General features: G+C 35.3%; 13 protein-coding genes. All 13 read left to right on the top strand.

Translation table 11 applies throughout. The features are described from left to right. Positions 1-67 precede the first annotated feature (67 nt). Entirely contained in the window at positions 68-3,790 is a 3,723-nt protein-coding gene (locus IJ535_RS01295) for an Ig-like domain-containing protein (RefSeq protein ID WP_294297709.1), read from the top strand. A 128-nt stretch (positions 3,791-3,918) separates the two neighbouring features. After that, positions 3,919-5,421, top strand: a complete 1,503-nt coding sequence (locus tag IJ535_RS01290; protein ID WP_294297706.1) for an FHA domain-containing protein — start codon at positions 3,919-3,921, stop codon at positions 5,419-5,421. A 10-nt stretch (positions 5,422-5,431) separates the two neighbouring features. Continuing rightward, positions 5,432-6,223, top strand: coding sequence for a PP2C family protein-serine/threonine phosphatase (locus tag IJ535_RS01285; RefSeq protein ID WP_294297703.1), 792 nt, complete (start codon positions 5,432-5,434; stop codon positions 6,221-6,223). 3 nt (positions 6,224-6,226) lie between these two features. Beyond that, positions 6,227-7,909, top strand: a complete 1,683-nt coding sequence (locus tag IJ535_RS01280; protein ID WP_294297700.1) for a serine/threonine protein kinase — start codon at positions 6,227-6,229, stop codon at positions 7,907-7,909. A gap of 8 nt (positions 7,910-7,917) precedes the next feature. Then, positions 7,918-8,379 carry a hypothetical protein gene (locus IJ535_RS01275; RefSeq protein ID WP_294297697.1) on the top strand — a complete coding sequence of 154 codons (462 nt, stop codon included), beginning with the start codon at positions 7,918-7,920 and terminating at the stop codon, positions 8,377-8,379. A 9-nt stretch (positions 8,380-8,388) separates the two neighbouring features. Further along, on the top strand, positions 8,389-9,318 hold the full coding sequence (locus tag IJ535_RS01270) for an FHA domain-containing protein (protein ID WP_294297694.1): 930 nt from the start codon (positions 8,389-8,391) through the stop codon (positions 9,316-9,318). Between the two features lie 8 nt (positions 9,319-9,326). Further along, entirely contained in the window at positions 9,327-10,388 is a 1,062-nt protein-coding gene (locus IJ535_RS01265) for an AAA family ATPase (RefSeq protein WP_294297691.1), read from the top strand. 9 nt (positions 10,389-10,397) lie between these two features. Further along, entirely contained in the window at positions 10,398-10,649 is a 252-nt protein-coding gene (locus tag IJ535_RS01260; protein ID WP_294297687.1) for an EsaB/YukD family protein, read from the top strand. Positions 10,650-10,659: 10 nt separating this feature from the next. Then, on the top strand, positions 10,660-15,192 hold the full coding sequence (gene essC, locus IJ535_RS01255) for a type VII secretion protein EssC (RefSeq protein ID WP_294297684.1): 4,533 nt from the start codon (positions 10,660-10,662) through the stop codon (positions 15,190-15,192). A gap of 1 nt (position 15,193) precedes the next feature. Beyond that, positions 15,194-15,505 carry a WXG100 family type VII secretion target gene (locus IJ535_RS01250; protein ID WP_294297681.1) on the top strand — a complete coding sequence of 104 codons (312 nt, stop codon included), beginning with the start codon at positions 15,194-15,196 and terminating at the stop codon, positions 15,503-15,505. Positions 15,506-15,520: 15 nt separating this feature from the next. Then, positions 15,521-16,006, top strand: coding sequence for a hypothetical protein (locus IJ535_RS01245; protein ID WP_294297676.1), 486 nt, complete (start codon positions 15,521-15,523; stop codon positions 16,004-16,006). Positions 16,007-16,024: 18 nt separating this feature from the next. Beyond that, positions 16,025-17,386: a hypothetical protein gene (locus tag IJ535_RS01240; protein ID WP_294297673.1), complete on the top strand. Its 1,362-nt coding sequence runs from the start codon at positions 16,025-16,027 to the stop codon at positions 17,384-17,386. Between the two features lie 67 nt (positions 17,387-17,453). Continuing rightward, the coding region (locus tag IJ535_RS01235; protein ID WP_294297670.1) for a hypothetical protein at positions 17,454-17,786 on the top strand (333 nt) is incomplete at its 3' end.

Below are 17,786 nucleotides of genomic sequence, written 5' to 3'. Positions count from 1 at the left end.
TTCTATGATAAATTACTGTTTGTGTTCAAAATGTGAACACGAAATTTTAGAAAGGGTAGTTTTACAATTGAAAAGGTTACACAAAATCGCCACTGTTAGACGGCTAGTGGCGTTGACAATGCTTTCCACATTGTTATTAAGTAGTACCGCCGTATATGCCGATACGGCAGAGGATGATGGGAAAACATCACAAGAAGTAGTAATTGAAACAGGTAATACATCTAACGACACAAATTCTAGCACTAATCAAAATGATACCGTTTCTGGTAGAGACAGCATAGATAATAGCAACACTACAACAACTGAATATGATAGAGAAGACACAAATAAGGGAGATAGTGATTCTTCTGATTTAAATGCGGATTCAAAAACTCAGAAGCCAGCAGATGATGATAAGTTAAAAAAGGCTAAGGAAGAATTAGCCAAGGATGACGACCATGATGATGACGATGATGACGACGTTCAGCCATGTGAGCATCAGTGGAAGACAGTAACTGAAGGGCTTGGTAATAATAAGCATGCAACCTATGAAGTTTGTGAGCTCTGTGGAGAAACACAGAATTATAAAACTAGCGATTGCGAAATGGTTGAAGATAGCCGAGCAATTAAGAAAACCTATAATGGCAAGCATTTAATTACAGGTAAGTGTAAAATCTGCGGTCAATCAATGACAGAGGAAGAAGATTGCGATTTCAGTGAGTGGGGAAACCCTACAATGATTAGCTGGTGGAGTCATGAACACCAGGTAGAGAGAACATGTTCTATATGTGGAGTGACACAGTACAAAAATGTTCCATGTAATTTTGAAAAACTATTCTTTGGATTAGAAAGATGTAAGGATTGTCACAGTATTAATGACCAAAGAGAAGCTTCAGTGGTGATTGAGAATGTTGAATATCAAAATGCTGATGGTTCATCTTTAGCACCAACAGAGACAGTAACAGACAAAAATGGATATGCACATAAGGTATTTGATAATAGTGTAAAGCTTGTTGTTACTGTTAAGTGCCAAAATTTCAATAATGGAAAAGATGAGCAGTTCTGGAAGGATAATATGCAATTAACATTATGCGTAAATACTCCAGATAAAGATACTAAACAGATGTCCTTAGTAAGTGGTTCAGTAACAACTGATGGAACTGCAAAATTTGAGTGTATCGTAGATGCACCAGAGAGCAAGAGCTTAACAATAGCAGGTGTACAGGCAAGCTATGAGTTCAAGGAATCATATGGTTTGCTTGGTATAATTGGTTTACCAAGAACTATTAAAGGTAATGGTAGTATCGAGCTTTCATCAATCATCAGAAACAGCAATCCTGAGAAGCATATGGAAAATGCAAAAATGGTTGTCGCAAATGAAGATGGTTCATGGACTCAGGGCGCTAATGCAAATAGCGACTGGTATTCAAAGAAGATTAATGGCAACAATGATTTAGTAGTAACAATCACAGCCGAGACAGGAAAAGCTATTTCTAATGCAGCTGTTGCATTAACAGCAACAAAGGGAAGCAAGCGAACTGTAGAGCAAATCCCTTACAATCCTTCTGTAAAAGAAACCTATGATAGTTGGGGTAATGCTTTTAAGAATAATGTTTATATAACATACGTAAATACACTAAGCTACAAGATCGATTCTAGTGACAAGTTTGAAGATGGTGTAACAACATACAACCTTACAAATTCAAACTTTTCAGATGACATTAATGTATACATCGACAACACAGCTCCAACAGCTACAGTAGAGTACAAGTCAGCAGCTACAAAGATGAATGACAAGTACTACAACCAGGATGTTACTGTAGAGGTAAATGCAGTTGAAGAACATATAGATACAGCAAAATCAGCTATCGTAGTTTCTAATCATAAAAACGTTGATGGCGAAGGCAAGTTTGCAGAAGGCTCTAACACTACATCAATTGTGGTAGGTGAAGAGAGTGCACATGTAGTTTCTGGTACAATTTACGATTTGGCTGGTAACTCAGTAGAGATTAAGGATGAGCCAGAGTTCATCGTAGATAAGACAGCACCAGTGCTTACTATCAAATTTGATAACAACGAATTTAAGCATGATAAGTACTTCAAGGCTAACAGAACAGCAACATTTACATTTACAGATGTAAATATTGATTCAAAAGAAGCAGACATGAGCAAGGTTACAGTTAACGCAAAGGGCGGCAAGCACACTGTTAACCAGATGACAGGTTCTAATGGAAACTACACAGGAAGCATTGTGTTTGACCAGGACGGAACATATTCAATCGGAAATATTGAATTTGCAGATAAGGCTGGTAACAAGTGGGTTGCATCTTCAGACATGCAGGATGATTACAATAAGGAATTCGTAATCGATAAGACTGCACCTGTTATCACAGTTGAGTTTGATAACAACAGCTTCTTAAATGGTAATTATTATAAGGATGCACGCGTAGCAACAATTGATTTTAAGGAGTTGAACTTTACAAGTGACCAGGTTTCTGTCAAGAAGAACTCTGGTGAAGAGTTAGCAGTTCCAGGATTTTCTGCTTACACAGATAGAGATGATAGTCATATCACAAAGATTACATTTGATAAAGACGGTAAGTATGGCTTCACACTTTCATGTGAGGATATGGCTGGTAACATGTCAAACACTTATGTAAGTGATGATTTCGTAATTGATATGACAGCCCCTGAGCTTGAGATTACAGGTGTAACAGATATGTCTGCAAACAATGGTAAGGTTGTACCAGTTATCAAATCTAAGGATATGAACCTTACAGATGCATGTACAGAGATTACACTTACAGGCTCAAACAACGGAACAATCAGCCCATCTATTTCAAAGACAAGTGGCACAGGTTTGTTCACATATGAAATCGCTGATATAGCTCATGAAAAGGTTAACGACGATTTATATACACTTAATGTTAAGCTTACAGACTTGGCAGGTAACAAGGTTGAGAAGACTTACAAGTATTCACTTAACAGATTCGGTTCAATCTTTGTTCTTAGTGATGCAACAAAGGAAATGGTTGATAACTACTATGTAACAAGACCACAGGATGTTGTTATCACAGAGATTAATGTTGATGCCCTTACAAGCAAGGAAGTTTCAGTTGCCCACGATGGTAATGTTAAGAATGTGGCAGAGGGTAGAGGCTATCAAGTAAGTGACCTTACAAACAACAAGGGATGGCACTCAATCAGCTACACAGTTAATGCTTCTAACTTCAAGAAGGATGGAATGTATTCTGTAACAGTATTCTCTGAGGACAAGGCTACTAATAAACAGAGTAACCAGTCAAAGGATGCAGAAGTTAAATTCCTTATGGATGCAACAGCACCTAGCGTTGTAGTTTCTGGACTTGAGGATGAAGGCGTATATGAAGAAGCAAGCCATGATTTCTCAGTCAATGCTGCAGATACAATGGGTGTTGAGAAGATGTCTGTTCTATTAAATGGGGATAAGCTTGGTGAGTACTCAGCTAAAGAGCTTTCAGAAAATGGTGGAACAGTAGTACTTACAATACCATCAAAGGATGATTACCAGAAGGTAGAAATCATCTGTTCAGATATTGCTGGAAACAAGGTAAATCTTGCATATAACAACATTCTTGTATCAGAGAAAGCCGAAGAGCTTTTGATTTCAGATAACTTGACACCTACTACAGGCGACAATGATGCTAAAGCAGCTGTAGGTACAAGTGTTATAAACAATATTTCTAAGGTAATTGCTATCGCAGGTATTATTGCAGCTATCGTGATGATTGGTGCAGTAGTGGTTATTACTAATAGAAAAAAGACTAAATAGTTAATATACGTTACGGCAGACAAATTGGGTCTGCCGTAGCGTGATTCTTTTTATATACTGTTTGATTTAAGAACTGATATATCAGCTTTTAGATGAGGCAGTATATATTAAATGAAATGGAGATAGAGATGAAAGTATTAAGAAAGATTAGCACATTAGTATTAACTTTAGGAATGGCTGTAATGACAGTTATTCCAGTGTACGCAAAGGAGAACACAACAGCTGAATCAGCTAAATCAGGAATGGTTCAAGTTAACACTGTGATTGTTGACGCAGAAACTGGTAATCATGTTGTAATAGGTGGAGCTGGATTTTTGATTGGAGATTCAGAAGGAACGGAATATGTAATTACAAGTGAACAAATTGTTAATCCAAGCCAGGAAACTATGCAGGAAGCTTATGAATATTATGGCATTTCTATTACAGACGATAATAAAAGCAATTATCAAGTAGAAACACAGGTAGCCATTGAAAATGATGTTGCGTTAACTGCAACAGTGCTTACTGAAAGTAAAGAGTTGAACATGGCTGTACTTCAGCTACCACAGCCAATATTTACTAAAACGCCTTTATCAATTCTAACAAACAAGAATTATGATGTTGAAAATCTTCCATATTCTGTGGGAGACGCTGTTTTTCAGCTTGGATTTGATGCGGCTGTTAGTTACGACTCATCAAAGATTTATTACAATGAGCAGGATATTCGTGTAGCATCGGGTGAAATCCTGGCAATGGAGCAACAGGATGGTGTTCAGGTAGTAGAGAGTAATGCTGCATTCGATTTTAACAATAATGGTGGACCACTCGTTAATGAAAATGGTTATGTTATTGGCTTGAATATGTATGTTGATGAAAATGGAACAGCATATTCATTAGATTCTACAAAAATAGTCAGGATTTTAGATGGACTTGGTGTCAAGTATTCTCAGGTGAATACAACTCCTAAGCAGGAAGAAGTGGAGCCAACTGATCAACAAGAAGAATTAAAAGCACAATCTGTTGATACAAAGAAAAGCTCATCAAATACTCTTTTTATAGGAATATGTGTAGGCGCTGCCGCATTAATAATTGCGGTTATAGCAATAATTATTATTGCTGTAGTTAAGAAGGACGAAAAAAGCCCTAAGAAGGAAAAGGCAACCTACAATGGACCAGTATTCAGCATGGATATTGATAAGAATTCTATAAAAATGACAGGTGCTAAAAGTTCAATTCCAGTAGATAGCATGAATCGAGCAAATGGTGGTTCATCAGATGAAACAACCATACTTAGTAAGACATCTTTTAATAATGATGGTGAGACTACATTATTAAGTGGCGAATTAAACGCACCTTCAAATTTGGGAACTCTTGTTAGAAAAAGAACATCAGAGAGAATTGCGCTCAATAAACAGCAATTCATTCTTGGAAAAGATGCATTACATTCAGATTATTGCATTGAGAATAATAGTTCAATTAGTCGTAAACATGCAATCATTAGTTATGGCAGAAATGGTGTGTATATACAAGATTGTAGTTCAACAAACGGCACATACATAAATGGTATGAAATTAGAGAGCGAACGTTCAGTACTGTTAAATACAGGTGACGTTATTAAGCTGTCTAATGAAGAATTTGAATATCAAGCATAGGAATAGAATTATGGGTTTTTTAGTAGATGCCTATTCAGATAAGGGTATAAAAAAAGAAGTTAATCAAGATGCATTACTTGTAAAACAAGCTAGTGTCAATGGAATTGGAAATATTTGCCTGGGTGTTCTTTGTGATGGAATGGGCGGGCTATCATGCGGAGAAGTAGCAAGCTCCTCATTCATAGATAGAATGGATGAATGGTTTAAAAATATTTTTCCCACATTATTGATTGATAATGATAAAACCATTTCTTTAGGCGGTGATACTTTTAGCTATGACAAAGAAGCTTTAAAGAAAAAAATTGAACTAAGCTGGAAGCAACTTGTGACTGAAATGAACCATAAGCTTAAAGCTTATGGTGAAGATAATCATATCCGTTTAGGAACAACAGTGGTGGCAATTATTATAATCGGTGACATATATCTTTCTATGAATGTAGGAGATTCTAGAGGGTATATATTTGATAAAAAATCTATTGAAATGATTTCACACGATCAAAGTTATGTGCAACAACAGATTGAGCTAGGGAGAATGACTGTAGAAGAGGCTGAACGTAGCGATAAGAAAAGTGTGTTACTTCAGTGTGTAGGGGCTTCAGAACAAGTTATTCCAGAATTTTTCGAGGGGAAAATTCGTAAAGGTTGTCACTTTATTTTATGCTCAGATGGATTCTGGAGAAAGATTAGTAATCAAGAGATAGTATCAATAGCCTCTCGGCCAAAAGGGCTGGAACAACTAGCGCTTATGGCAATGCAAAGAGGGGAGAACGACAATATTTCAAGTCTTATTATTTCGGTATAAATTATGTTGGAAATAGGTTCAGTAATAGATAATAAATACAAAATATTAAATAAAATAGGCCAAGGTGGAATGAGCGTTGTTTATTTGGCAATGAATGAAAGGGCTAATAAACAATGGGCAATAAAGGAAATCAGAAAAGATGCAGCAGCTGCTTCAGAGATAAATCTTAATAGCATAAAGACAGAAACAGAGCTGTTGAAAAATCTTAATCATCCCAACCTGCCAAGCATCATCGATATCATTGATTATGACGATTCGATTTTGATTGTAATGGATTATATAGAGGGTAATACCCTAAAGAAAGCAGTGGATGAATATGGTCCTCAACCTCAGGAGGCAGTTATAGAATGGGCAAAGCAGCTTTGCGATGTGCTTGGTTATTTACATTCTCAAAATCCACCAATTATATACAGGGATTTAAAGCCTGGAAATATAATGCTAAAGCCTGATGGAACAATAGTCCTTATTGACTTTGGAACGGCTAGACAGTATAAGGATACGAACGTAGAAGATACTACATGTCTTGGAACAAGAGGCTATGCAGCTCCAGAACAGTTTGGTGGACAGGGACAGACAGACGCAAGGACGGATATATATTGCTTAGGAACAACAATATATCATCTTGTGACCGGTAAGAACCCAAGTGAGCCACCTTATGAGATTAGAAATATAAGGTACTGGAATGAATCCTTATCCACAGGATTAGAGCAGATTGTTGCAAAATGTACACAGCTAGATCCAGAAAAAAGATATCAGAATGATGATGAGCTTCTATATGCTCTTGAGCATTATGATGAATTAGATGAAACATATCGAAAGAAAGAAAGAACAAAGCTTGCTATTTTTGCTATAACCGCTGTGCTTGCACTGGCAGCTGGAATAGGTTCGTTTTCGTCATATAGCTACGGAAACCATATAAAGACAGTCAGTCACGAAATGCTTTTGGATAATGCTAATAGAGGAGCAACAGCAGCTGATACAAAAGAAGCTTTGATTAATTCTATTGCTGTAGATCCTTCTCAGGTGGATTCATACAATAGTCTTATTGATAATGTGTATTTATCTGATGAGATTTTTTCGGCAGATGAAGCAGCAGAGCTTAGAGAACTGTTAATTAGGACAAGTGGTAAGAATACATACGAGCAAATACTAGCGCAGGATGTTGATAGCTATAGCTTGTTCGCATATAGATTAGGTCTTGCATATTATTATAGCTACGAAGGTGAAGGCAATAAGCAACAGTCAGCATATTGGTTTAACAAGGCTACTGAGGGAAATCTGAATGCAAATCAGAAGGAACGAGCAAAGTTGCTTGGTGCTATTGCAGAGTATTATGTGACGCTGGGTTCAGTGGACAAGGCTGGAGACAGTGAAGTAACCTTCAAGGATTATTGGAATGACTTAGTTTCGTTATGTGATGGCAATATTACTGAATCAGATAATGCAAACACAGCTCTTGCAATCTATAAAGAGATGGCATCGCAGATTTGTGTTAATGCTCCACAGTTCAAAAAAGCCGGAGTATCGGTATCAGACATGCAGCTTGCCCTAATGGATATAGAAAAGCATGTTAAGGAAGATATTGATGGTTCAGGCATAGAAAAGACTGATAGAGTTGTTGAGCTTGAGGAAGAACTAGCAACAAATATAGAAAAAGCAAAACAAACTATTTCAATGTTAGAGTAGGAAATGATATGAATATAAATTCAAATGTTGAAGCGATAACAGAACAAACACAATTTTATGATAATTTGTCGATATTACTATTGCTTGTCGCTATAGTACTGGTAATTGCAGCGGTTGTAATATTTATAGTTTTTGATATTCCCCATTCATTCAGAGTGCTAACAGGTGTTGGAGCAGGGCGTAAATCAAAAAAAGACTCATCAAAGGAACGAGATAAGGAAAAGGCTAAGATAAGCTGGGGAACTTCAAAGCTCCTGAAAAAAGAAGAAAATGAAGATGCTACCACAGTGTTAAGCAACGATGAAACGGTGGTACTTATAGACTCAGATGCCACTACAGTGCTTATGGATAATGATGCTACCACTGTGCTTGCATCAGATGAGACAACGGTGCTTAATACAGGAAATGAAAACGTGGTATTTCAGATGCAGGATGATATTAAAATCACAGGCTCCGACAAAAATATATAGGTAATAGTAATGAATAGATTGATAGAGAACAATGTAATAACAGAATTGGTATATGGAAATAATTTAGAATACGTGATTAATAATCAAGTGCCATTTCTAGAGACAGATTATAAAGTACTTCAGAATCAAAGCAATGATGGTTTTTTAAAATGCGTAAAAATAACAAGAAATGGTCAGACATCACTTTGCTATTTAGGAGAGAACTATACATCTTTAGACGTAATGATGCAAAGTATGAAATCTGAAACAGCCATTTCGATTGCAGCAGATATTTTGGGCATAATCAAGAAGGTTAAGGAAAACGGATTCCTAACATGTCAAAGTATAGATTTAGAGAAGCGCAAAATATTTGTAGATAGAAACACCATGCAAGTAAAAATGATGTACATACCTATAGAGAAGAAATTGTACATGGATGTAGAAGATTTTGAGCATAACCTTAAAGAATTAATATGTGAGTTACTTAATAGTGTCAGTGCTATGCCAAGTGAACAATTGGCTGCTATTCTTGCGGATATACAAGCAGGATTACCAATGGAGTTAATATATCAGAAATGTAGAGAAATTGTTCCAGCAGCACAAACGCAGACTACGAATATAAATCAAACAATGCCATCAAGCGCAGGAATGTCAGGAAATCTAAATTGCCTAAAGCTTATAGCGTGTGATAGTCCTTATCCATTTGAATTAAAAATATCTGAAGAAGATGTATTGATTGGTAAGAAGGCTGAATTAGTGGATAAAGTCATTGATTTCAACAGTGCAATAAGCAGAAGACACTGTAGAGTTATTAGACAAAATGGAGTTTTTTATGTAATGGATGAAGGCAGCGCAAACGGAACGTATGTAAACGGAGCTCGTGTTGAGGTAGGTCAAAGAATGCCATTAAATCCAGGTGATACGCTTAAGCTTGCAAATAGTGATTTTAGGGTTGAATAGGAAGGTGTATGATGGCGAATCCAAAAGTAATAATTGCAGATACAGATGTTAATTATATTGCTCCTTTACAATATAAATTTATAAACGAGTATTTGAATAATATAGATTTAGAAATAATAACAGATAGAAATTATTTTGCCGAATATTTTTCAGAACCGAAGAGCGCAGCGATACTAATCGTGTCAGAAGATTTATATGATAATTCGATAAAAAGACATGATATAAAAAATGTATTTGTTATGTCTGAAAATATTGATGATGGTGCTACAGGTGATCTAAGCATTACTAAACTATATAAATATACCAGTATTATGGAAATATTTAGTGAAGTAGTTGCTAAGAGTGCATCAGAGCTTGTGGGAGGCGCAGTAGAAAAGAAGGAAACACAGATTGTACTTGTTACATCTGCATGTGGCGGAGTAGGAAAAACAACTATTGCCATGGGATTAGCTGCCAGTTTGGTGGCTGGGTATCAGAAGGTATTGTATATAAATGCAGCAATGTTGCAGAATTTTCAATATCTCTTAGAGGATAAAGAACAAATAACAGGAGCTAGTATATATTCGGCACTTTACAGTCCTACTGATAATGTATTTTTAGATATTAAATCTGAAATCAAAAATGATGGATTTGATTATCTTCCTGAATTTAAAGCTGCATTACCATCTCTAGGAATTGATTTTTCGATATTCTTAAAAATTGCTTTATCAGCAAAAAAGAATAGTGATTATGATTTCATAATTATTGATGCTGAGGCTACTTTCAGTGAGGAAAAACTGAATATGCTGGATGCAGCAGATAAAGTAATCTTGGTAACAGATCAATCTGTTGCAGCAGTTAATAGCACTAATTATCTTGTTAATAATATTAATGGTATTACCGCTCAAAAATATATATTCATTTGTAATAAGTTTGAAAGAAGCAAATTTAATGCATTGTTGGCAACGGAAGTAATATCGAAATTTAGCATTAATGAATACATAGAAATGATTAATGATGTTGATTTGGTAAAACCAAAGAATTTGGAAGCAAATAACAATATGAGAAAGGTTGCTTTTTTAGTAATGTAGGTGTTTTAAATGGAAAATTCAGCAGTAATTATTTTTAATAATATTAAAAAGAATGAAAGCATAGATTTAGAAATTCCACTTGATATAACTGCAAATGATTTGGTAATAGGACTTAATACGGCGTATGAGTTAGGGATAGATACATCGGATCAGAAGAAATGTTTTTTAAAAGCAGAAAATCCATTTGCATTATTAAAGGGGAGTAAAAAACTATCTGATTTTGGTGTAAGAAATGGAACAGTAATAAATTTCACGGAGTAGGTTGAAACTTATGGAAACTAACAGATATAGAATTATATTATCAAAAAAAAACATATATAGGGAGATAGAAATATCACCTGAAGTTCAAACACTTAGAGTAGGTACTGGAATTGAGAGTGATATTAGACTTAACAAAGACAATTTTTTTGAAGAATTTGAAATAGTATTTTCTAGAAATGAAAAGTGGGTAGTAGTTTGCTCGGATAACCTTTATTTGAGCCAAGGTGATGTAAGAAAGTTAATCACCAAGGAATTACAGCATGGAGATACAGTTTCTGTTTGTTATCAGTCTTCTGGTATAGAATTATTTAGTGTTGAGTTATTGATTGATTTTGACTATGAGAAAAAATCTTATGATTTAGCGTTAGACTTAACAAATCAATCGAGAGTTTTAGTTGGCGGTGGAAGTGATTGCAATGTTCAGATAAATGATGAATATATTGGTAGCGATTTTATATCCATTGAACGAACGAAAAACGGGTATGTTGTTACAGATAACAATACTAAATATGGCGTTAGAGTAAATGGCATTAAAATAGAAAAAAGTGTTGGTATTGCTGAAAATGATTTTATATCATTTGCTACTTTTGGAATGTGCCTCAAAGATAATATGCTTTACTGTAACTCAGCCAAAATAGTGAATATCAACTCTATTGTTAGTAAAAAGGTAGAGGATTCTGTAAATGAATTGGAATATCCTAAATTTAACAGAAATCCACGTTTTAAAGCCGTATTACCAGATGATGAGATTGAAATTTTAGATCCTCCAGCGGAGCCACAGAAGCCTGAAGGAAATATTGTAATGCAGTTATTACCAGCTATTATTATGCTTGCTGTAACAGTTGTTCTTAGAGGAATAATGGGAAATGGTGGCGGTGCGTATATATGGATTAGCGTAATTTCCATGAGTATAGGTATTGTTACATCAGTAACAAGTATTATTAATGCTAGGAAGAATTATAAAAAGGAATCTGATGAGCGAATAGCAAGCTATACAGAATATATAGCAAACAAGAAGACTTTTATAGAAGAATGCCGGAGCAATGAAGAACATTTATTGAATGATACATATTATTCTATTAGCAAGGAAAAGGCATTTGTTAGGGATTTTTCAGATTATCTTTTTGATAGAAGTACAAAGGATGAAGATTATTTAGTAGTACGTCTTGGTAACGGAAAGAAAAATGCAGTTCAGAAATTAAGCATTAAAAAGAAAGAAGAGCTTAACTGTACAGATGAGCTAATGAAGATTCCTACCGAACTTCAGGCTCAGTATAGGGATGTTCATAATGTGCCAATTACACTTGATTTAAAGAACAATAATGCTGTTGGCGTAATTGGTAATAGAAATGATTTATATGCATTTATTAAGACTTTAACAACTGATTTGGCAGTAAGACAGTATTACACAGATACTAAGTTGTTCTACGTTTTAGATGAAGATGATGAAGAGGACTTTAAGTGGCTCAGATTTTTACCACATATAAAAAACGAGCAGCTTAATATGAGAAATATTGTATGTGATTCTGATAGTAGAAGTATTCTATTTGATTTCTTGTACAAGGAGCTTTCTAGTAGAGAGACAGCTGAGCAGACTCATCCAAACTATGTAATCATGGTTTACAGAGATAATGGCATAAAGAATCATCCAATATCAAAGTTTATTGATTATGCTAATCAGGTAGGAGTTTCATTTATCTTCTTTGAAGAGCACAAGGAACTATTGCCAAGCGGATGTAATAGCGTGATTCAGATTGAAGGCACAAGGGGAATTGTGACAGATACGGACGATAAAAACTTGGTTTCTAGATTTGAATATGAAGTTGTAAATAACAATGAAGCAGCTTTTATTTCAAATAAATTAGCACCTGTATATTGCGAGGAAGTAAGCTTAGAAGGATCTTTAACAAAAAATATTACATTGTTTGAGCTTATGAATATTCTCAATGTTGAAGATATAAACTTGTCGAAGAATTGGGAAGAGTCACAGGTATATACATCTATGGCAGCCCCACTTGGTGTAAAGTCTAAAAGTCAGGTGGTTAGCTTAGACCTTAATGAAAAGCATCATGGTCCACATGGACTTGTGGCTGGTACAACAGGTTCAGGTAAATCAGAAATACTTCAGTCATATATTTTATCGATGGCGACATTATTTCACCCTTACGATGTAGGTTTTGTAATCATCGATTTCAAGGGTGGTGGAATGGTTAACCAGTTTAAGAATCTTCCCCATCTTATAGGTGCTATTACAAATATTGATGGTCGAGAAATCAATAGGTCACTTTCATCAATTAAGGCCGAGCTTAGAAAAAGACAGGCTCTTTTTGCAGAATATGATGTTAACCACATTGATGCCTATATAAAGCTCTTCAAAAAGGGAGAGGCAAAAATTCCGCTTCCACATTTGATTCTTATTGTAGATGAGTTCGCGGAGCTTAAGATGGATCAGCCAGAGTTTATGAAAGAGTTGATTTCTGCAGCTCGAATAGGTCGAAGCCTTGGTGTACATTTGATTCTTGCAACTCAGAAGCCTAGTGGTGTAGTAGATGCACAGATTTGGTCAAACTCTAAATTTAAGCTTTGCTTAAAGGTTCAGAATAAGGAAGACAGTAATGAAGTATTAAAGACACCAGTTGCAGCAGAGATTAAAGAGCCAGGTCGTGCATATTTGCAAGTAGGTAATAATGAGATATTTGAATTATTCCAGTCTGCATACAGTGGAGCACCAGCTACTTTTGATGCAAGTGCACAACAGAAACCGTTTACTATATATTCACTTGATTTAGCGGGTAAGCATACTCCGGTATATACACGAAAGAAGAAAAAATCTGATGAAGAATCAGAGACTCAGCTTGATGCAATAACAAATTATATTGCTGAGTATTGTAGTGAAAATGGTATCAATAGATTGCCAGGAATTTGCCTTCCACCTTTGGAAGAGATTATCGTATATGCGGATTCTGATAAATCACATGATGATATCAGTGTAGTTATAGATTTGGGAATTTATGATGACCCGGATAATCAGTATCAGGGTGTGGCAAAGCTGGATATTTCAAGTGGTAATACAATTATTATTGGTTCATCTCAGTATGGTAAGACAAACCTATTGCAGATGATTATCAGGGCTGTTGCTACAAATTACAGACCTTCAGAGGTTAATATGTACATTCTGGATTTTGCTTCTATGGCACTGAATGTATTTGCGGATTTGAATCATATTGGTGGTGTTATTTCTGCAGCAGATGATGAAAAGCTAAAGAATTTTATAAGAATGATTCGAAAGGAAATGGTCCGTAGAAAAGGGCGTTTTGCCGATATGGGAATCACTTCATTTTCATCTTATAAAGAGGCAGGAAATACAGACATCCCACAGATTATAATCATGGTTGATAATTTCCTTGCCCTTAAAGAACTCTATGGAGAATATGAGGATGACATAATAAATATTTGCCGTGAAGGTGTAGCACTTGGTATTAGTTTAATATTTACTTCTATCCAAACATCTGGAATCAGTTATAAATACATGAGTAATTTCGCAAATAGAATTTGCTTGTATTGTAACCAGAGCGATGAATATAGCACATTGTTTGATAGATGCCGAATGTCTCCAAAGAATGTCCCAGGTAGATGTTTATATTCAATTGATAAGACTGTATATGAAATGCAGACATATCTTGCATTCGAGGGTGAAAAGGAAATAGACAGAGTTCAAAAGATTAAAGAATTTATTGCATCTATCAATAGTAAGAATCCTACAGAAAAGGCTGTAAGAATTCCAGAGGTACCAAAGGTACTTGATTTGGATTATGTAAAGACAAATTACTTTGATAATGAAAATTATGTAGTCCCAATTGGTATTGATTACAATTTAGTCGATTTTGTTGAGCTTGATTTATTAAATACTTGTACTTTGGGTATTACAGGTCGTAAGGGCTTTGGTAAGTCTTCATTTGCTATGTATTTATTGAATTATCTCCAGAAAAATATCTTTAATTTTGATTCTAAGGTTTATGTAATAGATAGCTTCGAACAGAAATTAAAGAGTGCTTCTTCAATGGGAATAGTTGAAAAATATTCAGTTGATTTGAATGACTTTGAACTCATATTAGAAGAGGTAGAACAAGAACTTATCACAAGGATGGATATGGTAAAGGCTGGCGGCGCTGATGCACTTAATGCATTTCCATTAATTACAATTCTTGTAAACAATAAGGATATATTTGCTACTGATGGAATTAGCAAGGCTACAGTGGAGGTATACAAGCGAATAGTAAAGACATACAAGAATATGAAACTACTTTTTGTATTTGCAGATGTTGAAAATGCTGCCACAGGTTTTGGTGCATCAGAGATGCTCAAACAGGTGAAGGAAATTAATACAATGATTGCAATGGAAGATATTAGTGCGATTAAGAATGTTGATTTGCCTAACGGTGCAGCAAAACAATATAAAAAGCCTATAGAGCTTGGTGATGCTTATTTATTCAAGGGACAGGATGTTTCTAAGATAAAAGTAGTTTATGAAGGAGGACAATAGGATGGGCGCTAATGATGAACAGGTAAAACATCTTGATAGTGAACGATTTGGTGAAGTTATTAAAGATTTTGAAAGTGGCATCAAAGAATATGAGAGAATCATTGATGGTGTTAAGACGACAACATCAACATTGTTTATGTATTGGCAAGGTGAAGGTAAAAAACAGTTTGAGAAGGACTATACAAAAATTTATAGGCAGTTGGAAGATGTCTCAGATGTTCTTTATGATTTGCGTGATGCTTTAGTTGACGCTCAAGCAGCCTACATAAAGACTGATGAAGAAATAGCAAAGCTTGCTAGTACACAATCATAAAAGGAGAATAAAGGTATGAGTTACTTATCAGACTTACAATCAAGATTGGCTTCATTACAAGCTCAGAAGAGACACATTGAAGCTGAAATAAGTAAATACAAGCAGCGTAGAGCAGATGTAGTAAAAATCCAAAAGGACTTAACAAACGTTGGAGATGATAACTACGGTGAAGTTAATAAGTGGGGAAATAAAATAATTGATAATTTCGCAAGTGCTATGAAAGGTACTTCCAGTGTTGGAAAAATCTCTAGTCAGGTTAATGATGAGCTGGAAAAAGCCAGTTCATCGGATTCATCTATTTCTAGCGGCTTAAATGAACTAGCTAACGAGATTAATAGAATTGATAGAATTCTAGATGGATTATATTCTGACTTGCAGACATGCAATGCTAATATACGCTCAACAGAGGATGCGATTGCAGCTGAGTTAAGAAGATTAGCTGAAGAAGCGGCAAGACAGGCCGCAGAAAGAGCGGCAGCAGCTGCTGCTTCAAGAAAATAAAGTAGTAGGAAATATAAAATGGCAGAGTTAACAATTGATTATGATAATTTGCAAGGTATTATAGACAGCGCTAATACACTTGCGGTTAAGGCGGAGTCATATTATGAGAGCCTCCAGAATGATGTTATAAATTCCTTCGGCGGCGTTACAGCAGGAGTGAATGATGTTTTGGAATCGGCTCAATATTATGTAAAGGCAAAGAAACAACAGTTAGCAGATAAGGCTAATGAATACGCAACATTTGCAAAAAATGTTGGAGTTTTAATGGCGCATGCCATTCAAGCTGATTTGGATGTGGCCACTAAAATTGAAAACAATCAAGAAGATTTTTTGAAGAACCATAGTGAAATAAAAGCGGCAGAAGGAATAGAGGCATTGATGATTAGCTTATGTATAGAAGCTAAAAATTCAAGACCAATATTCAATTTATTCTGTGATGCAACTGTATGGGTACACGATAAGATATCTAGTGGGTATGATGCGCTGAAGTATTTTTATGAGTGTGGTGGTGGAAAGGAACTATGCCAGATTGTAGGAGCCGCCTTATTATTTGCAGCATCAGTATGTATATTATTAGCAGCATTTCCGCTCTCGTTGGCAGCAGGATTGTTTGAAGCTATAGTATCTATATCTGCTGTTGTTTCAGGTGCTATAGGAGTTGTAAATGCTTTTGCAAACATATATACATCAAAAAAGGCATTAGAGGCAAGAAATGGTGGAGACCCAGCTTGGGCAAAAATATATGGAGACACCGATAAAGCATCAGATTGGCTTAGGTTGACAAGATTTGATTCTAAGTTGGGAAATACTCTTAGTTACGTGGGAGCAGATGCTGTAGATACTGCAGAATTTGTAACAGATACAATTTCTATTGCGAATATGGCTAATAAAATAAATTCACTAGGAAGTGGAGAAGGATTATACAAATCATTTACAGGAACTATTAGAGGCTTAAAGCCTAATTCTACAAGATTGGTGGATGACATTAAGGGATTATATAATGCTGGTTTTAAAGGCGGTTTTAGATTAACAAAAGAAACATCAAAATATTATAAGGCAGTTGGTACAGGTTTAAAAACTATGCAGAAGGATTTTGATGTTGCAGTTGGACTTGCCATGAGCCATAAAACTTTGGGAGATGCATTTAAGCAATATAATCCTGTAAGTAGAGCATTATCTACATCACAGACATATAAGTTCCAGGATAAGATACAAAAAACAATGGATAAGGGAGGGAAAATTCCGCCTAATTCTTATTCAAATAACGCTATACATTATCAATTTAGTGAGTTTAATTATAAAGTAAGTTTATTTGGACAAAATTTCGAAAATAACTTGAGAGAGCTAAATTCAAGACCACGTTCACCTCTGTTTTGTTAGGTAGAAATCTTAGCTTAATAAATGAACCAGAGGGGCAAAAAAAGGACACAATTGAGAGGATATTAAGATGAAGAAAAATTTATTTAAAAACAAGGTTTTTATTGATAATGATTCCTATTCAAATTTTTTTAAATATGGAGCTATTTTTTTGACTTTATTCGGTTTTGGAGCAGTAGCTTTTTTTAGTCATATGGAGAAAGCTACCGGAAAAGATATGACAGGTATAGCAATACTGGCTGTTGTGATAGTGCTCTTTTTCTTCATTTGGTCAACTAGATGGACAACGGCAAATGCATCTATATACAGTATGTACAATGATATTTTATTTAGAATAGTTTTGCCGAATGAAATGGGCCGTGACGGTATTGCAATGGAAGGCTTAGGTTCTTTAACTGGTAAC

It is taken from the genome of Pseudobutyrivibrio sp. (assembly GCF_017471675.1).
Lineage (GTDB): Bacteria > Bacillota > Clostridia > Lachnospirales > Lachnospiraceae > Pseudobutyrivibrio.
Note: the sequence above shows the minus strand (reverse complement) of the source record. Positions and strands in the feature narration are given on the sequence as shown.

Excerpts from the sequence above, each read along its gene's own strand:
- IJ535_RS01290 (WP_294297706.1), top strand. The coding sequence starts at position 3,919 with ATGAAAGTATTAAGAAAGATTAGCACATTAGTATTAACTTTAGGAATG.
- IJ535_RS01285 (WP_294297703.1), top strand. The coding sequence starts at position 5,432 with ATGGGTTTTTTAGTAGATGCCTATTCAGATAAGGGTATAAAAAAAGAA.
- IJ535_RS01280 (WP_294297700.1), top strand. The coding sequence starts at position 6,227 with ATGTTGGAAATAGGTTCAGTAATAGATAATAAATACAAAATATTAAAT.
- IJ535_RS01275 (WP_294297697.1), top strand. The coding sequence starts at position 7,918 with ATGAATATAAATTCAAATGTTGAAGCGATAACAGAACAAACACAATTT.
- IJ535_RS01270 (WP_294297694.1), top strand. The coding sequence starts at position 8,389 with ATGAATAGATTGATAGAGAACAATGTAATAACAGAATTGGTATATGGA.
- IJ535_RS01265 (WP_294297691.1), top strand. The coding sequence starts at position 9,327 with ATGATGGCGAATCCAAAAGTAATAATTGCAGATACAGATGTTAATTAT.
- IJ535_RS01260 (WP_294297687.1), top strand. The coding sequence starts at position 10,398 with ATGGAAAATTCAGCAGTAATTATTTTTAATAATATTAAAAAGAATGAA.
- essC (WP_294297684.1), top strand. The coding sequence starts at position 10,660 with ATGGAAACTAACAGATATAGAATTATATTATCAAAAAAAAACATATAT.
- IJ535_RS01250 (WP_294297681.1), top strand. The coding sequence starts at position 15,194 with ATGGGCGCTAATGATGAACAGGTAAAACATCTTGATAGTGAACGATTT.
- IJ535_RS01245 (WP_294297676.1), top strand. The coding sequence starts at position 15,521 with ATGAGTTACTTATCAGACTTACAATCAAGATTGGCTTCATTACAAGCT.
- IJ535_RS01240 (WP_294297673.1), top strand. The coding sequence starts at position 16,025 with ATGGCAGAGTTAACAATTGATTATGATAATTTGCAAGGTATTATAGAC.